At 69.5% G+C, this 18,738-nt stretch carries 22 protein-coding genes; 13 read left to right on the top strand and 9 right to left on the bottom strand.

The window, feature by feature from the left end; genetic code table 11:
• The first annotated feature begins 101 nt into the window (after nt 1–101).
• The 7 genes from BLW00_RS05340 to BLW00_RS05310 all read left to right on the top strand — a co-directional run bounded on the left by BLW00_RS05340 (nt 102) and on the right by BLW00_RS05310 (nt 4,977).
• Nucleotides 102–521 (top strand): hypothetical protein, encoded by a 420-nt coding sequence (locus BLW00_RS05340; RefSeq protein ID WP_092550192.1) that lies wholly within the window; start codon nt 102–104, stop codon nt 519–521.
• A 19-nt stretch (nt 522–540) separates the two neighbouring features.
• Nucleotides 541–948 carry a phage holin family protein gene (locus BLW00_RS05335; RefSeq protein WP_092550189.1) on the top strand — a complete coding sequence of 136 codons (408 nt, stop codon included), beginning with the start codon at nt 541–543 and terminating at the stop codon, nt 946–948.
• Nucleotides 945–1,226, top strand: coding sequence for a DUF3618 domain-containing protein (locus BLW00_RS05330; RefSeq protein WP_092550186.1), 282 nt, complete (start codon nt 945–947; stop codon nt 1,224–1,226). Before BLW00_RS05335 ends, BLW00_RS05330 begins: the two co-directional genes overlap by 4 nt.
• 64 nt (nt 1,227–1,290) lie before the next feature.
• On the top strand, nt 1,291–2,037 hold the full coding sequence (gene hemQ / locus BLW00_RS05325) for a hydrogen peroxide-dependent heme synthase (protein WP_092550183.1): 747 nt from the start codon (nt 1,291–1,293) through the stop codon (nt 2,035–2,037).
• Complete coding sequence (locus tag BLW00_RS05320; RefSeq protein WP_245741281.1) at nt 2,034–3,209, top strand: ferrochelatase; 1,176 nt, start codon at nt 2,034–2,036, stop codon at nt 3,207–3,209. Before hemQ ends, BLW00_RS05320 begins: the two co-directional genes overlap by 4 nt.
• Nucleotides 3,206–4,186 carry a hydroxymethylbilane synthase gene (gene hemC, locus BLW00_RS05315; protein WP_092550179.1) on the top strand — a complete coding sequence of 327 codons (981 nt, stop codon included), beginning with the start codon at nt 3,206–3,208 and terminating at the stop codon, nt 4,184–4,186. Before BLW00_RS05320 ends, hemC begins: the two co-directional genes overlap by 4 nt.
• Complete coding sequence (locus BLW00_RS05310) at nt 4,183–4,977, top strand: uroporphyrinogen-III synthase (RefSeq protein ID WP_092550177.1); 795 nt, start codon at nt 4,183–4,185, stop codon at nt 4,975–4,977. Before hemC ends, BLW00_RS05310 begins: the two co-directional genes overlap by 4 nt.
• A 44-nt stretch (nt 4,978–5,021) precedes the next feature.
• Here BLW00_RS05310 and BLW00_RS05305 read toward each other — a convergent pair whose 3' ends face one another.
• From BLW00_RS05305 to BLW00_RS05295, 3 genes are read right to left on the bottom strand one after another with little or no spacing between them, the layout of a single operon-like run.
• The gene (locus tag BLW00_RS05305) at nt 5,022–5,654 is read right to left on the bottom strand and encodes an alpha-ketoglutarate-dependent dioxygenase AlkB (protein ID WP_092550174.1); all 633 of its coding nucleotides are present in this window, start codon (nt 5,652–5,654) and stop codon (nt 5,022–5,024) included.
• 33 nt (nt 5,655–5,687) lie between these two features.
• Nucleotides 5,688–5,918 carry a hypothetical protein gene (locus BLW00_RS05300; protein WP_092550171.1) on the bottom strand — a complete coding sequence of 77 codons (231 nt, stop codon included), beginning with the start codon at nt 5,916–5,918 and terminating at the stop codon, nt 5,688–5,690.
• 44 nt (nt 5,919–5,962) lie between these two features.
• Nucleotides 5,963–6,511: a TetR/AcrR family transcriptional regulator gene (locus BLW00_RS05295; RefSeq protein WP_092550168.1), complete on the bottom strand. Its 549-nt coding sequence runs from the start codon at nt 6,509–6,511 to the stop codon at nt 5,963–5,965.
• A gap of 96 nt (nt 6,512–6,607) precedes the next feature.
• On the opposite strand from BLW00_RS05295, the gene BLW00_RS05290 reads away from it, so the two are divergent.
• The 4 genes from BLW00_RS05290 (at nt 6,608) to BLW00_RS05275 (ending at nt 10,867) form a co-directional block, all read left to right on the top strand.
• Nucleotides 6,608–7,858 carry an MFS transporter gene (locus BLW00_RS05290; RefSeq protein WP_092550165.1) on the top strand — a complete coding sequence of 417 codons (1,251 nt, stop codon included), beginning with the start codon at nt 6,608–6,610 and terminating at the stop codon, nt 7,856–7,858.
• Between the two features lie 95 nt (nt 7,859–7,953).
• Nucleotides 7,954–8,949, top strand: a complete 996-nt coding sequence (hemB, locus tag BLW00_RS05285) for a porphobilinogen synthase (RefSeq protein ID WP_092550162.1) — start codon at nt 7,954–7,956, stop codon at nt 8,947–8,949.
• Nucleotides 8,949–10,400: a glutamate-1-semialdehyde 2,1-aminomutase gene (gene hemL / locus BLW00_RS05280; RefSeq protein ID WP_092550159.1), complete on the top strand. Its 1,452-nt coding sequence runs from the start codon at nt 8,949–8,951 to the stop codon at nt 10,398–10,400. Before hemB ends, hemL begins: the two co-directional genes overlap by 1 nt.
• Nucleotides 10,401–10,492: 92 nt before the next feature.
• The gene (locus BLW00_RS05275; RefSeq protein WP_092550156.1) at nt 10,493–10,867 is read left to right on the top strand and encodes a hypothetical protein; all 375 of its coding nucleotides are present in this window, start codon (nt 10,493–10,495) and stop codon (nt 10,865–10,867) included.
• Nucleotides 10,868–10,897: 30 nt separating this feature from the next.
• Here BLW00_RS05275 and BLW00_RS05270 read toward each other — a convergent pair whose 3' ends face one another.
• The 3 genes from BLW00_RS05270 to BLW00_RS05260 are packed head-to-tail and all read right to left on the bottom strand — an operon-like array spanning nt 10,898 to nt 13,641.
• Nucleotides 10,898–11,893 (bottom strand): MDR family oxidoreductase, encoded by a 996-nt coding sequence (locus BLW00_RS05270; protein ID WP_092550153.1) that lies wholly within the window; start codon nt 11,891–11,893, stop codon nt 10,898–10,900.
• Nucleotides 11,894–11,938: 45 nt separating this feature from the next.
• On the bottom strand, nt 11,939–12,742 hold the full coding sequence (locus BLW00_RS05265; protein WP_092550150.1) for an ABC transporter permease: 804 nt from the start codon (nt 12,740–12,742) through the stop codon (nt 11,939–11,941).
• The gene (locus tag BLW00_RS05260) at nt 12,739–13,641 is read right to left on the bottom strand and encodes an ATP-binding cassette domain-containing protein (protein WP_092550147.1); all 903 of its coding nucleotides are present in this window, start codon (nt 13,639–13,641) and stop codon (nt 12,739–12,741) included. The genes BLW00_RS05265 and BLW00_RS05260 overlap by 4 nt, the downstream gene beginning before the upstream one ends.
• 133 nt (nt 13,642–13,774) lie before the next feature.
• Between BLW00_RS05260 and BLW00_RS05255 the strand changes: the two genes are divergently transcribed.
• Nucleotides 13,775–15,304, top strand: coding sequence for an LssY C-terminal domain-containing protein (locus tag BLW00_RS05255; RefSeq protein ID WP_092550144.1), 1,530 nt, complete (start codon nt 13,775–13,777; stop codon nt 15,302–15,304).
• A gap of 27 nt (nt 15,305–15,331) precedes the next feature.
• On the opposite strand, the gene BLW00_RS05250 is transcribed toward BLW00_RS05255, so the two are convergent.
• Together BLW00_RS05250 and trhO are read right to left on the bottom strand one after the other, a co-directional pair.
• Complete coding sequence (locus BLW00_RS05250) at nt 15,332–16,144, bottom strand: isocitrate lyase/PEP mutase family protein (RefSeq protein WP_092550141.1); 813 nt, start codon at nt 16,142–16,144, stop codon at nt 15,332–15,334.
• A 49-nt stretch (nt 16,145–16,193) separates the two neighbouring features.
• Nucleotides 16,194–17,123 (bottom strand): oxygen-dependent tRNA uridine(34) hydroxylase TrhO, encoded by a 930-nt coding sequence (trhO, locus tag BLW00_RS05245; protein ID WP_092550138.1) that lies wholly within the window; start codon nt 17,121–17,123, stop codon nt 16,194–16,196.
• Nucleotides 17,124–17,235: 112 nt separating this feature from the next.
• On the opposite strand from trhO, the gene BLW00_RS05240 reads away from it, so the two are divergent.
• Nucleotides 17,236–17,784 (top strand): acyl-CoA thioesterase, encoded by a 549-nt coding sequence (locus BLW00_RS05240; protein WP_175494146.1) that lies wholly within the window; start codon nt 17,236–17,238, stop codon nt 17,782–17,784.
• 34 nt (nt 17,785–17,818) lie between these two features.
• Here the strand turns inward: BLW00_RS05240 and BLW00_RS05235 are convergent, their stop codons facing one another.
• Nucleotides 17,819–18,658, bottom strand: coding sequence for a siderophore-interacting protein (locus BLW00_RS05235; protein ID WP_092550135.1), 840 nt, complete (start codon nt 18,656–18,658; stop codon nt 17,819–17,821).
• Between the last annotated feature and the right edge of the window lie 80 nt (nt 18,659–18,738).

Here is an 18,738-nt window from a genome sequence, read left to right as displayed (position 1 = left end):
GGATACCGACGGCCGGCCGGCCGCATCCGGCGGCCATGCGTGCTTCAGACGAGGGGACTACGCTGGGAACAACCCTGCACTCACGATCGATCGGAGTTCACATGCGCGGAAAGATCATCTTCGTCGTCGGGCTGGCAACGGGGTACGTACTCGGAACACGCGCCGGGCGAGAGCGGTACGAGCAGATCAAAGCGGGTGCCCAGAAGGTGTGGAACACGCCGACGGTTCAGTCGGGCGTGCACAAGGTGCAGGAATTCGCGGGAGCGCGCGTCGACACCGTCAAGGCCGACCTCTCGCACAAGGCGCGCACTGCGCTGGGCGCGCTGATCGGGCGCGACCCGCTGACCGGGCCGCAGCAGAGCAACGCCGCGAGCACGGCAGGATCGACGAGGCCGAAGCCCGCGACCGCGAAGCCCGCGACCACCGCGAAGCCCGCGGCACGCAAGCCCACGACCGCGAAGTCCGCCTCGCCCTCGAAGGCCGCGGCGCCGGGCGCCGACGCCGCAGAATCCGACGAGTAAGAACAGGAGAGGGTTTTCCGTGACTGAAGAGCGCGATCGACGGGCCCGTCGCTCCCTCGTCTCCCTGCTCGGCGAGCTGCCCACGCTCATCATCGCCCTGCTGAAGGACGAGATCGAGAACCTCAAGCGCGAACTCACCGCGCGGCTCGCCAAACTCGGCATCGGTGTGGGCCTGTTCGTGGTGGCCGCCCTGCTGGCGTTCTTCGCGCTCGCCACCCTGGTCGCGGCCGCCGTGCTCGGTCTGGCGACCGTTCTGCCTGCCTGGGCCGCCGCCTTGATCGTGGCCGGCGCGCTGCTGCTGCTGGCCGTCATCCTCGTGCTGATCGGAGTCTCCTCCATCAAGAAGGGCATGCCGATCGTTCCCGAAGACGCGATCACCAGCATCAAGAAGGACATCAACACGGTGAAGGGATTGGGTCAGTCATGAGCGACGCAGGAGCCGCGCCCGAGGTCCCACAGCGCTCGAAGGAGCAGCTGCACGCCGATATCGAGAAGACCCGTGCCGATCTGAAGGCCACCCTCGATGCCATCGAGTTCAAGCTCAACCTGCCCAAGCAGGCGCGTCACGCGGGGCACCGGGTGAAGAGCCGCATCGCGAGCTTCCGCGACCAGAACCCCATCGGGTTCGCCGTCGGCGTCGCGGGTGCGGTCGCGGCCGTGGCGGCCGCCGCCGTTCTCGGTTTCCGTTTCGCGAGCAAGAAGTAGATGATCGTCACCATCACACCCGCACGCTGCGCACCAACCACCGCACCAACCACGAAGAAGGATCATGACTGACCCGACAGTCGACCAGGACGCCCAGGCCTACCTCGCCCGCGACGTCGAAGACTCCGAGACGGTCCCGGCCGTCGGCTACACCCTGTGGGCGGTGTTCCGCCGCAATCCCGACGCACCGCTGGGTATCGACGGCACCGACGTGCCCGACGCGATCGGCCAGCTCGACGACACCATCGTGTCGATCGAGGAGGAAGACGTGTTCGTGCGCGGCTTCTACGACGTCTCCGGCTTCCGTGCCGACGCCGACGTCATGGTCTGGCTGCACGGCAGCGCGCCGGAGACCCTGCAGTGGGCGCTGCGTCAGCTCCGGCGCACCCGCATCTTCGCGCCCCTCCTGCCCACCTGGAACGCGATGGGCGTGCACCGCGACGCCGAGTTCTCGGCCAATCACCTTCCTGCCTTCATGCGTGGCAAGGAGCCGGCCGGCTGGCTCACCGTCTACCCGTTCGTGCGCTCCTACGAGTGGTATCTGCTACCGGAGGCGGAGCGCCGCCAGATGCTCGCCGACCACGGCCGCAAAGGGTCGGAGTACCGTTCGGTGCTCACCAACACGGTCGCCTCCTTCGCCCTCGGCGACTACGAGTGGATCCTGGCCCTCGAAGACGACGAACTCACCAACCTGGTCGACCTGATGCGCCACCTGCGTGCGACGGATGCTCGCTTGCACGTTCGTGAGGAGGTTCCCTTCTACACAGGCCGGCGCATCGACACCGCCGAGATCGTCGAGGTGCTGCAGTGACGCTCGAGTCGCTCGTGCCGGCTGCCAGTGCCGCAGCGGCCTCCGGGCCGGAGCACGTGACCGTGCCGGTCGCCTACGACGGCATCCTGCTGGCCTCCTTCGGTGGACCGGAGGGGCAGGACGATGTCATCCCCTTTCTCCGTAACGTGACTCGCGGTCGCGGTATCCCCGACGAACGGCTCGAAGAGGTCGCCCATCACTATCGTGCCTTCGGCGGTGTCAGCCCGATCAACGCCCAGAACCGGATGCTTAAAGCGGCATTGGAGGCCGAGCTCGCCTCGCGAGACATTGACCTTCCCGTGCTCTGGGGCAATCGCAACTGGGATCCGTATCTGCGCGACACCCTCCGCGGTGCCCACGAGCAGGGCCATCGCTCCCTGATCGCGATCGCCACCAGCGCTTACAGCTCGTACTCGAGCTGCCGCCAATACCGCGAGGACTTCGCCGCCGCCCTCGAGGAGACGGGCCTCGCCGGATCGCTCACGATCGACAAGGTGCGCCAGTTCTTCGACCATCCCGGATTCGTGCAGCCCTTCATCGACGGCGTGTTCTCGGCCCTCGAGGAGCTGCGCCAGCAGCTGCCGGGTCTCGACGTCACGCGCGACGTCGAGGTGCTCTTCACCACGCATTCGATTCCGAGCGCCGACGCCGAGCGTTCCGGCCCGGCGTCCCGCGGGTTCGGACCGGAGGGCGCATACGCCGCACAGCACAAGGCCGTGGCCGAGGTCGTGATGGCCGCGGCAACCGCCGGCGCCGACATCCCGTGGCAGCTCGTCTACCAGTCCCGCTCCGGGCCGCCGTCACAGCCGTGGCTCGAGCCCGACATCAACGACGCGATCGCCGAGCTGCCCGCCCGCGGCGTGAAGGCCGTGGTGATCGTTCCTCTCGGATTCGTGAGCGACCACATGGAGGTGCTCTGGGATCTCGACAACGAGGCCCTCGCCTCCTGCGCCGAGCACGGCCTGATCGGTGTGCGGGTGCCGACGCCGGGAGTCGATCCGGCCTATGTGTCGGGCCTCGTCGACCTCGTGCTCGAGCGCGTGCAGGGCACTGCGGTCGACGACCGACCGGCCCTCACCGCACTCGGCCCGTGGTACGACGTGTGCCGACCGGGTTGCTGCGAGAACGTGCGTCTCGGGTTCAAACCCGCGGTGGCGGGGATCGCCCCGTGAGCGCCCCACTGCGCATCGCGACCCGCGGAAGCGCCCTCGCGCGCGCGCAGACCGGCATCGTGGCGGCGACCCTCGTGGAGGCCACCGGCGTCGAGGTCGAGACCGTGATCATCACCTCCGAGGGCGATCGGTCGCGCGAATCCCTGGCGAGCCTCGGCGGAACGGGCGTCTTCGCGAGCGCGCTCCGCGAGGCATTGCTCGCCGGTGAGTGCGACATGATCGTGCACTCGCTGAAAGACCTGCCGACCGCGCCGTATGAGGGACTCGTGATCGGAGCCATCCCCGAGCGGGAAGATCCGCGCGACGCCCTCTGCACCCGCGATGGGCTCACGCTCGACGAGCTGCCGGAGGGCGCCCGCGTGGGCACCGGCTCGCCGCGGCGCATCGCCCAGTTGCTCAGCCTGCGCCCCGACCTCACGATCGTCGACATCCGCGGCAACGTGGACACGCGTCTCGGCCGTCTCGTCGAAGGCGACCTCGACGCCGTGGTGCTCGCGTCAGCAGGGCTCGGAAGGCTGGGTAGGCTAGACGCAGCATCCGAACTCTTCGCACTCGACATCTGGCCCACGGCGCCAGGCCAGGGTGCGCTCGCGATCGAAACCCGAGAGGGAGACAGCATTCCCGAGTTGCTGAGCATCGAACACATCCCGACGCGCACGGCCGTTCTCGCCGAGCGCTCGGTGCTGGCCGCGTTGGAGGCCGGATGCGCGGCCCCCGTCGGCGCGACGGCCACGGTCGTCGACGACGAATTGCGCCTCTCGGCCACCGTGTACCAGCCCGACGGCGCGGCCGAACTCGGCTGCGAACGCTCGGCCGCCCTCCTCGGAGACGACCATCTCGTGGCGGAGCTGCTCGGGCAGGCCGTGGCGGCGCAGCTGCTCGAAGACGGCGCGGCCGAACTCGCGCCCCTCGGTGGGTCGGCGCCCGGGGCACCTGGCACCGACGGCGACCAGTACTGGCCGGGCGGCACCGAATGACCGCCTGGTCGCAGCGCCCGCTCGGTGGCTGGCGCATCCTGGTTCCCCGCGGTGGACCGTGGGGTCACGGTGTCGCGGCCGATCTGCGCGCCGTCGGCGCGAAACCGATCGTCGCACCGATGATCAACTTCGCCCCCACCGAAGACGCCGAGACCCTCGAGCGAGCGCTGAAGGCCCTGGCCGCCGGCTCGTTCGACTGGCTCACCATGACCAGCGCCACCACCGTCGACGTGCTGACGGCGCATCAGGCCACCGTGCCCTCCTCGACCCACATCGCCGCGGTCGGCGAGACCACCGCGGCCGCCTTGATGGCGGCCGGGTACAAGGTCGATCTTGTTCCGCCCGAAGACAACTCGGCGAAGGGCCTGCTGCGTGAACTGAAGCGCTTCGAGCAATTCGGCCCGGAGCTGCGGGTGCTGACGCTGCGCAGCGACATCGCGAAGCCCGTGCTCACCGAGGGCCTGATCGCGCGCGGCCACACCGTCGAATCCGTCGTTGCCTACCGCACCATCGGAGTCGAGGTCGATCCGCAGATCCGCGCCGACATCGCCGACGGCGCGATCGACGCCGTGTTCGTGACCTCCGGATCGGTGGCCGAACAGGTTCAACTGCAGCTCGGGCCCATCCCCGAGTCGACTCTCGTAGCGGCGATCGGACCGCGCACGGCAGAAGACGCGCGCGCCTACGGTCTGCGCGTCGACGTGATCGCGAAAGGTCGCTCGGCGGAGTCCCTGATCAACTCGGTGATCGAAGTGGCCAACGCCCGCCGCGCCGCGGAGGCGGGCGACTAGGCTCGCTATCCGCCCGACGCGGTAAGGCCCGCGGGGGTGACGGCTCATCTCGGCCACACCGGGCGGAACTGCACGCTGATACGCGGGCCGACCGCCTGCTTCGTCTTGAGGATCGCGTGCTCATGGGTGCGCTGGCAGCTGCCGCCCATCACCACGAGGTCGCCGTGGCCGACGGGAAATCGCAGGGTCTCTCCACCGCCCTTCGGCCGGAGCGAGAGCGTGCGGGCCGCCCCGACGGAGACGATCGCCACCATGGTGTCGCGGTCGATCGTGCGACCGACCCGGTCGCCGTGCCAGGCGACGCTGTCGTCGCCCGTGCGGTAGAAGCACAGACCGGCGGTGGCGAACACCTGGCCCGGTGGGCGGCCGTAGTAGTCGTTGAGAGCCCGCTGCGCGCGACTGAGCACCGGATCGGGGTAGAGCGAACCCTCGCCGAAGTGTGACACCAGGCGTGGCACGGCCACGATCTTGTCGTACATCTCGCGCTGGTCGGCGTGCCACGGCACGTCGACCGCGAGGCGCTCGAACAAGGCGTCGGAGTTGCGGATCCAGCCCGGCCGCAGGTCGACCCAGGCGCCCTCGGCGAGCTGGGTGCGCTCCACCGTGCCGAACAGTTCGTCGAGTTCGGGGTCGGCATCGATGTCGTCGAAGAGCGAGGTCTGGAAGTCGAGGTTCATGTCGACCAGGCTAGCGACATTCGAACATATGTTCTAGTCTTCTGCCGAGGTGATGAAGCCCTGAGACAACTCGGCTCGGCTCACGTTGCCGCGTTCTCGTGTCGAAGATCGACCGAACCATTTCCATAGGGGGCGAGCCGTGACAAGGATGAGCACTGCGAACAGGCTCTGACTGATGACCCTGAACAACGAGAGTCCGCCGACCATGACGAAGACGGTCCAGTTCACTGCGATGTCGGCGATGATCGCCGCGATGCCGAGCACGATGCCGGAGCGCCCGCCGTGCGTTTGGTGCCCGGTGATCGTGCTCAGGATGCGAAGAGCTCTGTCACGAGACGGTTTGCGGTGTCGTCGTCCAGGGTCCAGGGCAAGAAGATCGCGCGGTAGACGATGGGCGCCACCAGGTGGTCGATCACCCGGTCAGCCGACAACTCCGACTCCGGGTGGCGTTCGACGAACATCGTCGCCTCCGCCCTCCGGTTGCGCAGGCAGTCCGACTCCCGGTCGCCGGCGACGGCGGCTCCGCCGCGCAAGAGGGCCGCGTTGACCGGATTGCGGTAGTGCGCCACGATCTCCTGCGCCCATCCGGCGAGGTCGCCGCGCAGGGTGCCGCTCTCGGGCAATGGGCGCGCCGGGTCGAGCCGGTAGGTCGCGATGTCGTTGATGAGCGAGGGCAGATCGCCCCAGCGCCGATAGATGCTGGTGGGATTCACGCTGGCGCGTTCCGCGATCATCGGCACGGTGAGCCGTTCCTGGCCCTTCTCTTCGATGAGCTCTTCTGTTGCCCGCTTCACCGCGCCCAAGACCAGTGCGCTACGGCCACCTGTGCGCTTGGCAGGCGCTGTTTTGGTCTCCATGGAAGCATTCTAACGCAATTGGAGTTGCATTAAGCGCTCATCGCGATTATGGTGCATAAAGCAAAAAGAATTGCGTTAAGAATCAGGAGTCACGAGATGTCCGTTCTCGAGGAATCGACCGCCGCCGTAGCCGTGGTCACGCCGGGCCGGCGCCGCGCATCCTTCCACCTGTCACCCACGACGGCCTTCATCGGCACGGCGATCGGTTTCGCCGCCCTCTACCTCGCGGCGGGAGCCCCGACTCCGCTGTTCCTCCTGCTCGAGGAGCAATGGGCCTTCCCGGCGTGGGAGCTCACGATCGCCTTCGCGATCTACGCGATCGCCCTCCTCGCCGCGCTCCTGGTGGGCGGGTCGCTCTCCGACCACATCGGCCGGCGTCCGGTGCTGATCGGTGCGCTCGCCCTGGAGACTGCGGCCATGGTGCTCTTCGTGTTCGCTCCCGACGTGGGCTGGGTCATCCTCGCCAGAGCCGTGCAGGGGCTCGCCACGGGCATCGCGACGAGCGCCTTCACGGCCGCGGTGGTCGAACTCGCACCCGAACGCTTCCGCCGGTTCGGAGCGATAGTCGGCAGCGTCGCACCGGCCGGCGGGCTCGCACTGGGGGCGTTGATCACAGGTTTCGCGGTGCAGTTCACCCTCGCTCCCGCGGCCATCGTGTTCGGGGCGCTCGCCGTGATCATGGTGCTCGCGCTCCTCGTGGTCGTGTTCTCGCAGGAGACCAACCCGGGGCGTCCGGGTGCCGTGCGTTCGCTCATCCCGCGCATCTCCATCCCCCGGGCCGCGCGCGTCGAATTCGCCGCGAGTGTGCCCGTGCAACTGGCGTCCTGGATGCTCGCGGGCCTGTTCATGGGGCTCGTCCCGTCGATCATCCGCGACGTCTTCCACATCGACAGCGGCGCACTGAACGGCGTCACCACCTTCGTCGAACCGGCCGCCGCCGCGGTCGCGGCCCTCCTGCTCGGCCGCTTCGCGGCGCGGCGGGCGGTCGTCTCCGGAATGGCCGCCGTGCTGCTCGGAACCGGGGTGATCGTGCTCGGGGTCGTAGCCGGTGTGCTGCCGTTGCTCATCGTGGGCGGCGTCATCGGCGGCGTCGGGTTCGGTGCCTCGTTCTCCGGCACCCTCCGGGCGCTCGCACCCCTGGCTTCGCCCGAATCGCGCGCCGAGCTCTTCGCCGGCGTCTTCCTCGTGGCATACCTCGCCTTCGGTGTGCCGACGATCATCGCCGGTCAGTTGATCGCCCCGCTCGGATTGCTCGGCGCGGTGCTGCTCTACGGCGTCGCGATCCTCGTGGCCGCGATCGTGGGACTGGTGGCGCAGCTGCGTCTGGCCCATCGCAACCGGCGGTAGTCGCAACCGTCGGTAGTCGTAACGCGCGGTGGTCTCAACCGGCGGTCGTCGAGCCGTCCGGCCGACGCACATGCACGGCGATCTAAGCTGAAACCATGAACTCTGGCTCCTTCCCCGAGGTTCGACCCCGCCGGCTGCGGGCGACTCCGGCCCTCCGCCGGCTCGTCGCCGAGACCCGCATCGACCCGGCGCAGCTCGTGCTGCCGCTCTTCGTGCGCGACGACATCGTGGAGCCCGTGCCGCTGCAGTCGATGCCCGGCGTGCTGCAGCACACCTTCGACAGCCTGCGGGTGGCCGTCACCGAGGCGGCCGAAGCCGGACTCGGCGGCGTGATGCTGTTCGGCGTTCCGGCCGACTCGGCGAAAGACGCCGTCGGCAGCGGGGCGACCGATCCCGACGGCGTGCTGAACGCCGCGACCCGCGTCGCGATGGCGGAGGCGGGCGACGCCCTCGTGGTGCAGACCGACTTGTGCCTCGACGAGTTCACCGACCACGGCCACTGCGGAGTACTCGCGCCCGACGGTTCCATCGACAACGACGCCACCCTCGAGCGCTACCGCGACATGGCCGTCGAACAGGCACGGGCGGGCTCGCAACTGCTCGGTCTCTCCGGCATGATGGACGGCCAGGTCGCCGCCGTGCGCGCCGCTCTCGACGCCGAGGGCTTCGAGCAGGTGGCGGTGCTCGCCTACGCCGCGAAATACGCCTCCGCCTTCTACGGGCCGTTCCGCGAGGCGGTCGGATCGACGCTGCGCGGCGACCGCAAGACCTACCAACTCGACCCCGCGAACCGGCGCGAGGGCCTCCGCGAGGCGCTGCTCGACGTGGCCGAGGGCGCCGACATCGTGATGGTGAAGCCTGCGATGAGCTACCTCGACCTGCTGGCCGACGTGTCGGCGGCCGTTCCGGTGCCGGTCTGGGCCTACCAGGTGTCGGGCGAGTACGCGATGATCGAGGCGGCCGCGGCGAACGGCTGGATCGACCGGGAGCGCGCCATCCTCGAGACGCTGACGAGCATCCGCCGTGCCGGAGCCGACGTCGTGCTCACCTACTGGGCGGTCGAGGTCGCCCGCTCGCTGAAGGGACTGTGATGAGCGCCGAGAGCGACGTCAGGGCGGCGCTGTCGTCCGAGCGCGACGAGACCGAGCCCACCACCGCGGTCGCGAGCCGTGCCGGCAACGCCGAGCAGTTCGCGCGCGCCCAGCGCTCGATCCCGGGCGGCGTCAACTCGCCGGTGCGGGCCTTCCGCTCGGTCGGCGGAACCCCGCGGTTCCTCGTCTCGGCCCAGGGGCCGTACGTCACCGATTCCGAGGGCACCGAGTACGTCGACCTGGTGAGCTCGTGGGGTCCGGCCATTCTCGGGCACGCGCATCCGGAGGTCGTCGCGGCGGTTCAGGATGCCGCCTCCCGCGGCCTCTCCTTCGGCGCCACCACCCCGGCCGAGACCGACCTCGCCGAGCTCGTGCGCGCTCGCGTCGTGGCCGGTGGCGTGCATCCGGTCGAGAAGGTGCGGCTGGTCTCCACCGGCACCGAGGCGACCATGACCGCCATCCGGCTCGCTCGCGGATTCACCGGCCGCGACCTGCTGATCAAGTTCGCCGGCCACTACCACGGCCACTCCGACTCGCTGCTCGCCGAGGCCGGATCGGGTCTCGCGACCCTGGCCCTCCCCGCCTCCGCCGGCGTTCCCGCCGCCACCGCCGCACTCACGATCGTGCTGCCCTACAACGATCTGGGAGCGGTGCGGAAGGTCTTCGCCGAGCGCGGGAACGACATCGCCGCGATCATCGTGGAGGCAGCGCCCGCGAACATGGGCGTGGTGCCGCCCGGTGCCGGCTTCAACGCCGCGCTCGCCGACATCGCCCACGCCCACGGATCGTTGCTCGTCGTCGACGAGGTGCTCACCGGCTTCCGCGTGGGCCCGGCCGGCTGGTGGGGGCTCGAGAACTCCGGCAGCCCCGTCGCCGAGCTGCACCTGGATGCGCCCGGCCCGGTCGACGTGCCCGCCTACCTGCCCGACCTGGTCACCTTCGGCAAGGTCGTGGGCGGTGGGATGCCCCTGGCCGCGCTCGGCGGGCGAGCCGACGTGATGGACACGCTGGCTCCCCTCGGCCCGGTGTACCAGGCGGGCACGCTCTCGGGCAATCCGATCGCCGTCGCCGCCGGGCTGACGACCCTGCGACTCGCGGATGCCGGCGTCTACGCCGCGCTCGACGCCACGGCGGCCACGATCTCCTCCGCCGTCTCCGACGCGCTCGGCGGAGCAGGTGTCGCACACAGCGTGCAACGTGCCGGAAACCTCTTCAGCTTCACCTTCGGGTCGTCGCGCGCGCCGCGGAACTACGCCGAGGTGCAAGCGCAGGAGGCGTTCCGCTACGGTCCGTTCTTCCACGCGATGCTCGACGCCGGTGTCTCGTTGCCGCCCTCGGTCTACGAGGCCTGGTTCGTCTCCGCGGCGCACGACGACGAGGCGATCGGCCGCATCCTGGCCGCTCTGCCCCGCGCCGCCGAGGCGGCTGCCACGGCGCGCCGCCCGGCCTGAGGCGCGGGGATCCGCACGGATTCCCGAATCGTTATATATCGGGCAGGCGGAAATGGTGCTGTTCTTCAGGCTAGCCACGGCAGGATAGAACCATGGCCGTTCTCTTCGTCCACACCGATCGCCTCGAGATCCGATTGACGCGCGCCGAGAAGCTGCTCTCGTTCCGCCGAACGGACATCGTGGTGCCGCTGGAGAACATCCGCTCGGCCGCTCTCACCGACGACCCCTGGGTGTGGGTGCGCGGCATCCGGGCACCCGGCGCGGCCATCCCGCTCACGCTGGCCGTCGGCACGTGGAAGTTCCACGACGGCAAAGACTTCCTGCTCGTGAAGGGCACCCGCACCTCGGTCGTGATCGACCTCGAGGAGCAGGAGTTCTCACGCATCATCGTCACCACCGCGCACTCGATCGAACTCCTCCGCGCGCTGCGGCTGCCGCCCACCGAGGGCACCGAGATCATCGACTGATCCTCAGCCCAGGTCGCGAGCAGCGAGGCGTCAGAGACTGAGGTCGACCGCCGTTCGGCCACGTACCTGACCGGCCAGGATGCGCTCGGCCGCGTCGAGCACCTCGTGCAGACCGATGGTGGTCGTCATGCTGTCGAGCACGGCGAGGTCGAGTTCGGCCGCGAGATCGGCCCACGCGCGTTGGCGCAGAGCCAGTGGAGCCTCGACCGAGTTCGCGCCGGTCAGCGTGACGGACCGCAGGATGAACGGCATGACGGTGGCGGGCAGGTCGCCGCCCTGGGCGAGTCCGCAGGCGACCACGGTTCCGCCGTAGCTCGTCTGCGCGAGGACGTTCGCGAGCGTGTGGCTCCCGACGGAGTCGATCGCGCCGGCCCAGGCCTGGCTCTGCAGCGGGCGACCGGGTTCGCCGAGGGCGCCGCGGTCGACGACGCGCGCGGCGCCGAGTCCGCGGAGGTAGTCGCCCTGTTCCTCGACGCGGCCGGTGGACGCGACCACGGAATAGCCGCGGCCGGCGAGCAGGGCGATCGCGACCGATCCGACCCCGCCCGCCGCGCCCGTGACGAGCACCTCGCCGGATTCCGGCGTCACTCCGTTGTCTTGCAGCGCCAACACCGCGAGCATCGCCGTGAAGCCCGCCGTGCCGATGGCGGCCGCCTGTGCGGGGGAGACCCCGCCCGGCAGGTGCAGCAATGCATCCGGCCGCACGCGGGCCTTGGTGGCGAAGCCGCCGTTCCGGTGCTCGCCGATGCCGTCGCCGTTCAGCACCACGAGGTCGCCGGCTTCGAAACGGGGCGACGCGGATGCCGTCACCCGGCCCACGATGTCGATGCCCGGCACGAGCGGCCACTCGCGAATCACGCCGGGCCGGCCGAGCAGGGCCAGTCCGTCTTTGAAGTTGAGACTCGAGTAGAGCACGTCGAGGTCGACCGGATGCTCGCCGCCGGTGTTCTCGAAGAACTCCTCCTCGTCGATGTCCAGCAGGCGCCCCGACGCCCCCTTCTCGGTCACGACGATCGCCTTGGCCATGGCACCTCCCGGTTGCGGTCTTGCCTGTTCGGATGCTCCCCGGCGTCAGGAGACGTCGCGGCGCCAGCTCGTGAAGAACCCGATCACAGTCGCGATGACCGCGATCGCCGCGAGCACGAGCCCACCCTGCCACCAGTCGAGCGCGACGCTGCTCGGTGAGATCGAGGTGTAGATGCTGGCGCCGACCAGGGCGTCGCTTGCTGAGCCCGGCAGGAACTGCCCCACTTGAGCCGACCAGTCGGTGATGCTCGCTCCGACCCGCAGGAGCGGCTCGACGAATTGCGTGAACGCGAGCACGATCACGATCGCGGCGATCTGGCTCGGCACGAGCGCGCCGAGACCCACCCCGATCGCGGCCCAGAGAGCCATGGCGAGCACGGAACGCCCGATGAACGCCCAGGTGTCGGGCTCGCCGAGCAGCGGGTCGATACCGAAGGCCCCGAGCACGGCGGCGCCGGCCCCGATCGACGCGATCAGCGCGATCACGCCGTAAGCGGCTCCGGCGAGGAAGAGCGTCAGCAGCTTGCCGCCGAGCACCACGGTGCGTCGCGGTTGCGCGAGGAAGGTGGGGGTGAGTGACTGGAAGCGGAACTCGCTCGTCACCGCGAGTGCTCCGAGGAGCACGGGGAAGACGTAGCCCACCGAGGTCGCGAAGCTGAAGATCAACAGGGGGAGCTGCGCTTCGGGGATGGCGGGGCCGCGCCCCGTCGTGCCGAAGCCCCCGAAGATCGCGGCCAGACCGCCGGCGCAGAGCGCGACGTACCCCACCATGATGAGTGCGAGCACCCACCACAGACGGGTGCTGAGGAGCTTCGTGATCTCGGAGTGCACGGCGGCGAAGAATCTCACAGCGATCCCTCCTCGCCCACGAGGGTGAGGAACGATTCCTCGAGGCCGGTGCGTTTCTGCGAGAGAGCGGTGACCGCGATGCCCGCATCGAACGCCAGTCGCCCGATCTCTGCCGCCTCGGCGTTGTCGACCAGGATGCCCGACCGCAGGTTCGAAACCGTGTAACCGGCGGCGTGGATGACCTCGGCGAGCCGTTCGCGATCATCCGCGTTCACCTGCACCTGCTTCGAGTCGGAGACGTCGAGGCTCGAGAGCTCGCCGCGGTGCACGAGCTTGCCGTGCGAGATGATGATCACGTCGTCGACCGTCTGCTGCACCTCGCTCAAGAGGTGCGAGCTGATCAGCACGGTGCGGCCCTCGGCCGCCATCGCCCGCAGCAGGAGGCGGATCCACTTGATGCCTTCGGGGTCGAGACCATTGATCGGCTCGTCGAGCACGAGCACCGCCGGATCGCCGAGCAGGGCGAAGGCGAGGCCGAGGCGCTGCCGCATGCCGAGGGAGTAGCCGCCGACCCGGCGCGATCCGTAGTCGGCGAGACCCACCTTCTCGAGAGCCGCCGCCGGAGCCGTCTTGGGCAGGCCCGCCGCCTGGGCGTAGACCGCGAGGTGGTTGTGAGCGGATCGGCCCGGATGGAAGCTGGCCGCCTCGAGCGATGCACCGACCGTGGCCAGCGGGGAGGCGAGTCGCGCGTAGGGCGTGCCGCCGAAGGTCGCGGTGCCGGATGAGGGCTGCACGAGGCCGAGCAGCATCCGGAGCGTGGTGGTCTTTCCGGCGCCGTTCGGGCCGAGGAAGCCGGTGACCTGGCCGGGTTCGACGGTGAGGGTGAGGTCGGAGACGGCGTCGACGTTCCCGAACGACTTCGTCAAGCGGGCGAATTCGATGGGTACGCCGGTGGGCATCGATGTTGTCCTGTCGGTGTCCGGAGAGGGAATTTGCGGTCGTTCCCGCCATTCCAGCCTAGGGTGGCGGTCGGCGGTTGTCACAGAATTCAGCGAATGCTGAGAGAATCCGTCTGAGGAAAGGACGGTCTGGATGGCAGAAGACGCCACCGGCGCACCTGCCGAATCTCCGGAGATCCTGCCGAGCCCGGCCGAGTTCAACGCCCGGGAGACCTCGGAGCTGTCGATCGACGAGCTCGAGGAAGCGAGTCTGGTCGAACACATCCGGCGGCGCACCTTCCGGGGATCGGTCGGACTCGTGGTCGACAGCGCGTTCTTCTTGTTCGGCACGGCCGCCGCGGCGTGGCTGGCGTTCCTCGTGGCCACCGAGTCGTTCGCGAAGGGCTGGCAGCAGCTCTGGTTCCTGCTCGTCTTCTGGCTGGTGGTGGCGTATCTGCTGCTGCCGCGGGTGCACAGCATCCTCACCCTCTTCTACGTGCCCGACTACTTCATCGGCCGGGCGAAGACCCGTGAGGGCCTGCTCGGCGACCCCATCAACATCGCGCTGCGGGGCTCGGAGGAGCAGATCCACGAGGCGATGACCAGGGCCGGCTGGCACCTCGCCGACGACATGGGGCTCACCTCGGCCCTGCGCACGGTGCGTGGCACCCTGCTCCGGCGGAGCTACCCGGGCGCCCCGGTCTCGCGCCTGTATCTCTTCGGCAACGTGCAGAACTTCACCTATCAGCAGGAGGTCTCGGGCAATCCGTCGAAGCGGCACCACGTGCGGTTCTGGCGCTGCCCGCGCGGCTGGCTGCTCCCGGGCGGCCATCAGGCCGACTGGCTCGCGGCGGGAACCTACGACCGCAGCATCGGCATCTCCTTCTTCACCCTCCAGGTCACGCACCGAATCGACAAGGAGACCGACAAGGAGCGCGACCACATCGTGACCACGCTGGTGGAGGGGAACGACCGGGCGAAGGTCAAGCTGATCCGCAACTTCTCGACGGGCTATCACCATGTCAACGGTGGAGGGGATGCGATCGTCACCGACGGCGACCTGCCCGTGATCGACCTGCGCCGGGTCAGCACCTGGGACGCGGGCGACGAACGGGCGGCACGCGTGGAGCGACCCGTGCCACCGACCCCGTCCGCGGTGTTCACCGAGTCGCCGATCGCCGGTCGCGGCCGGCCGGCGGCGATCTATCTGGGAGTGCTGCTCATGGTGCTGCGGGTGCTCTCGGCGCTCGGCGCCGGCGCCGTGGTGGCCTTCTCGATCGGCGACGGCGAGCTCGACTTCCGCACGATCACCGGGGCACTCACCCCGGCCGACGCGCGTTTTCTCGAGTCGTTGGTGGTCGCGCTCTTCGTCGCCGTCGCCCTCCTGATCAGCACGGTCTACTCGGTGCTCGCCTTCCTCATCTACCACGGCCACAACTGGGCCCGGTTCACCGGGATGAGCATCAGCGCGGCGGCCGTGATCGTGACCGCGCTCGACTTCGCGAACGGCGGACCCGAGATCACGCTGCAGACCAACCTCGTGGGGCTCTCGTTCGACGTGCTGGTGCTGCTGGCGCTCTCCGGAACCGACGCCCGCCGCTTCTCGCACCGGCGCGCCGTCGAGCGTCGAGAAGCCCGCCGCGAGCGTCGCGCTCGCCGTGTGACGCCGGCCATCGCGCAGTAGCTGGCGCGGGGGCGCGGGCGACGCCGCTCAGGTGAGCGTCTGGGTGCCCTCGGGGAGGAAACCACCGGCGTAGAGCGTCAGCGCCGACTCCTGCAGAGCGGTGAGCGCCACTCGTTGCGGCCACGGCCCGTAGGAGATGCGTGCGATGCCGATCCGCTCGTAGTCGCCCGGCGCGAGCGACCCGGGCACTCCGATGACGCTCACCTTGCGCATGCCGATCCCCTCCACGAGCCGTTCGGCCGTCGGCCGGTCGATGAGGCCGGGCACGAACACGCACGCGGCCCCGGCGTCGAGGTAGGCCCGCCCCCGTTCGATCGCATCCTCGATCGCTTCGTCGAGCGGTCGGTCGCCGCGCCGGATCAGCGCATCCGTTCGGGCGTTGAGCACGAAGCGCACGCCCTCCGCCTCCGCTGCCTTCATCACCTCGGCCACGTTCTCGACCGACTCGATGTGCGGCCGCATCTGGTCTTCGATGTTGGCACCCACGACTCCCACCCCGATGGCGCGCCGCACGGTCTCGCCGGCGTCTCCGTAGCCGCCCTCGAGGTCGGCGCTCACGGGCAGCGACGTCGACAGCGCGATGCGCCCGACCGCTTCGATCATCAGCTCGAGCGGGATGCGCTCCCCGTCTTCGTAACCGTAGGCCGCCGCGATGCCGTGGCTGGCCGTGGCCAGCGCCTTCGTCTCGGGCAGATCGGCGATGACGGAGGCGCTCGCGACATCCCACACGTTCACCACGGTGAGGATCTCGGGCGCTTTGTGCAGGGCGAGCAGGGCGTCGGCCCGGTCGTGGATGAGCTCGTGCGTGGTGTGGGTCTGCTGGCTGTCGTGGCTGGTCATGGGCCGAGCCTACGACGAGCCGGCGACGCGGGGACCGCCTGTGGACGAACTAGGCAGCCGCGTGCCCAGAACAGAGGATCGTGGAGGAGAGGTCGCCGCACGAATCGCAGACCACCAATTGCGCACGGCAGGCCGGGTCGGCGCAGTTCTGCATGCGCGAGGTCGGTGACGCGCAGGACACGCACGAGCCGATCACCGCCGGGTCGGGGCTGAAGTCGATCGAGCCGCGGCCGTCGAACACGTAGAGCGATCCCTCCCAGAGTCCGGTGTCGCCGAAGGTCTCGCCGTAGCGCACGATGCCGCCGTCGAGCTGGTACACCTCCGAGAATCCGCGGGCGCTCATGAGCGACGAGAGCACCTCGCAGCGGATGCCGCCCGTGCAGTAGGTGACCACGGGAGAGGACTTCAGGTGGTCGTACTTGCCGCTGTCGAGTTCGGCGACGAAGTCGCGGGTGGTGGCGACATCCGGAACCACCGCCCCGCGGAATCGCCCGATCTCGGCCTCGAACGCGTTGCGTCCGTCGAAGAACACGACGTCGTCGCCCCGCGAGGCCACCAGGTCATGGAGCTCGGCCGGCTGCAGCTTGACCCCGCCGCCCACCACGCCCGCGGCATCGACCTGCAGCTCTCCCGGCGCTCCGAAGCTCACGATCTCGTCGCGCACCTTCACGCTGAGCCGCGGAAAGTCGGTGCTGGCGCGATACGGCGTGTGTTTCGACGCCGGCGACTCCTCGAGCGCGGTGCCCTCGCTCCATTTCACGTCGAGGCCGGCGAAGGGCCCGAACTCCCTCGTCTTGCGCACGTACCGCTTCACCGCGTCGAGCTCGCCGCCGAGCGTGCCGTTGATGCCGTCGGCCGAGATCAGGATGCGCCCGCGCAGCCCCAGCGACTCGGCGAGATCGCGCTGCCAGAGCCGAACGGCCTCGGGGTCGGCCACCGGCGCGAAGACGTAGTAGAGGATGATCTTCGGTATGGGCACCCGGCGATTTTAGTCGGCGCGGATGCGTGCGAACCCGTCGTCGCGCATCCGCCGTTGTAGACAATCACAGGCGAGGTACCGGATCGATTTGCGCATCTCTACGATCGTGTGCGTGCACTTCTTCTTCCGGACCCTGTTGCAGACGCTCCGCTCGCGCTTCCGCTCGCCGCTCGGGATCTGGGACGTCGGATCGACCCCGTTCCGTGTGCTCCCGACCGATCTCGACGTGCTCCGGCACATGAACAACGGCGTCTACCTCTCCATCCTCGATCTCGGGCGGCTGGATCTGATGCAGCGCACGGGCATGTGGGCGACGTTGACCGCCCGGGGCTGGTATCCGGTGGTGGTGGCCGAGACGATCAGCTTCCGGCGATCGCTCGAGCTGTGGCAGCGCTTCGAGGTGGAGACGCGGGTGCTGGGCTACGACGAGAAGGCCCTCTTCGTGGAGCAGCGCTTCGTGGTGAAGGGCGAGATCTACGCGCGTGCGTACATCCGGGCCCGATTCCTGAAGCGTTCCGGTGGGATCGTCGGGGTGGACGAATTGCGGGCGCTGGCGGGTGACGCTCCGCACGACGGCCGGATGCCCGAGTGGCTGCGTGCCTGGGGCGTCGACGCGCAACTTCCGCCGAGCAAGGCGCCGGCGCCGAGCGTCTGGGGCTGACAGAGCAGGTGGCCGGTGGCCGCCCGCCCGCCGATCAGTCCGGATCCGACGGATCGAGCGGAGCGTGGTGGTCGAGGTTCGCCTCGCCGCGCTTCCAATAGCCGCTCAGTGAGACCTGGTCGGCGGGCAGGCCGAGCTCGCGCCGGAGGTATCGCCGAACGGGAATGAGCGTGGCTGCCTCGCCGGCGCCGAACACGAAGGTCTCGTCGTCGATCGGGCCGAGACCACGGAGAGCGGCCAAGAGCTGGTGGGGACCGTTCGACCGGTAGAGCCACACGATGTCGGCGCGCAGTCGCAACTCGTCGCTCAGGTAGGCCGGAACGGATGCGTCCGCGACGTCGAGCAGGGCCGTGATCTCGACCTCGGGCGCGAGGAGTTCGAGCCAGCGGGAGAAGGCCGGCAGCGCCGTCTCGTCGGCCATCAGCACGGCGCGGGCGATGCCGCTCGGCACCCGTCGCGATCCTCTCGGGCCGGCGATCACGAGCGGCGCGCCCGGGGCGGCGTTCGCCGCCCACGTCGAGGCGGGGCCGTCGGTGCCGTTCGCGCCGTGCAGCACGAAGTCGATGTCGAGTTCGTCGGGTGAGTCGGCCGTGGCCGCCCGGAAAGCCCGCGGCGTGTAGTCGCGCGACACGATCGTGCCCGACTCGGGGCGGCGGATGCCCTCGGGCCCCCGTTCGGGAAGGGTCAGGATGCCGGTGGCCGGGTCGGCGAAGAAGACCTTCACGTGGTCGGTCGGACCGTCGCTGGCGAACCCGGCGAGCTGGTCGCCGACCAGGGTGACGCGCCTGAGCGCCGGCGTCAGCGGGGTCACGCGGTCGACCACGAGGTGCCGCACGGCCATCGGATGACGGACGGCTTCGCGAGTGAACGACACAGATGCTCCGATCGATGGGCGGGTGGAGCGCTGCCGGGCAACCCGGCACTCCTCTCCGACACTAACCGGCGGTCGGGCGC

The organism is Herbiconiux ginsengi, assembly GCF_900107435.1.
GTDB lineage: Bacteria > Actinomycetota > Actinomycetes > Actinomycetales > Microbacteriaceae > Herbiconiux > Herbiconiux ginsengi.
This window is presented reverse-complemented; position numbering and strand designations above follow the sequence as displayed.

Bases quoted from the DNA above. Each gene is read 5' to 3' on its own strand.
- BLW00_RS05330 (WP_092550186.1), top strand. From the start codon at position 945: ATGAGCGACGCAGGAGCCGCGCCCGAGGTCCCACAGCGCTCGAAGGAG.
- hemB (WP_092550162.1), top strand. From the start codon at position 7,954: ATGAACTCTGGCTCCTTCCCCGAGGTTCGACCCCGCCGGCTGCGGGCG.
- hemL (WP_092550159.1), top strand. From the start codon at position 8,949: ATGAGCGCCGAGAGCGACGTCAGGGCGGCGCTGTCGTCCGAGCGCGAC.
- BLW00_RS05295 (WP_092550168.1), bottom strand. From the start codon at position 6,511: ATGGAGACCAAAACAGCGCCTGCCAAGCGCACAGGTGGCCGTAGCGCA.
- hemQ (WP_092550183.1), top strand. From the start codon at position 1,291: ATGACTGACCCGACAGTCGACCAGGACGCCCAGGCCTACCTCGCCCGC.
- BLW00_RS05275 (WP_092550156.1), top strand. From the start codon at position 10,493: ATGGCCGTTCTCTTCGTCCACACCGATCGCCTCGAGATCCGATTGACG.
- BLW00_RS05250 (WP_092550141.1), bottom strand. From the start codon at position 16,144: ATGACCAGCCACGACAGCCAGCAGACCCACACCACGCACGAGCTCATC.
- BLW00_RS05290 (WP_092550165.1), top strand. From the start codon at position 6,608: ATGTCCGTTCTCGAGGAATCGACCGCCGCCGTAGCCGTGGTCACGCCG.
- BLW00_RS05340 (WP_092550192.1), top strand. From the start codon at position 102: ATGCGCGGAAAGATCATCTTCGTCGTCGGGCTGGCAACGGGGTACGTA.
- BLW00_RS05260 (WP_092550147.1), bottom strand. From the start codon at position 13,641: ATGCCCACCGGCGTACCCATCGAATTCGCCCGCTTGACGAAGTCGTTC.
- BLW00_RS05270 (WP_092550153.1), bottom strand. From the start codon at position 11,893: ATGGCCAAGGCGATCGTCGTGACCGAGAAGGGGGCGTCGGGGCGCCTG.
- BLW00_RS05255 (WP_092550144.1), top strand. From the start codon at position 13,775: ATGGCAGAAGACGCCACCGGCGCACCTGCCGAATCTCCGGAGATCCTG.
- BLW00_RS05310 (WP_092550177.1), top strand. From the start codon at position 4,183: ATGACCGCCTGGTCGCAGCGCCCGCTCGGTGGCTGGCGCATCCTGGTT.
- BLW00_RS05305 (WP_092550174.1), bottom strand. From the start codon at position 5,654: ATGAACCTCGACTTCCAGACCTCGCTCTTCGACGACATCGATGCCGAC.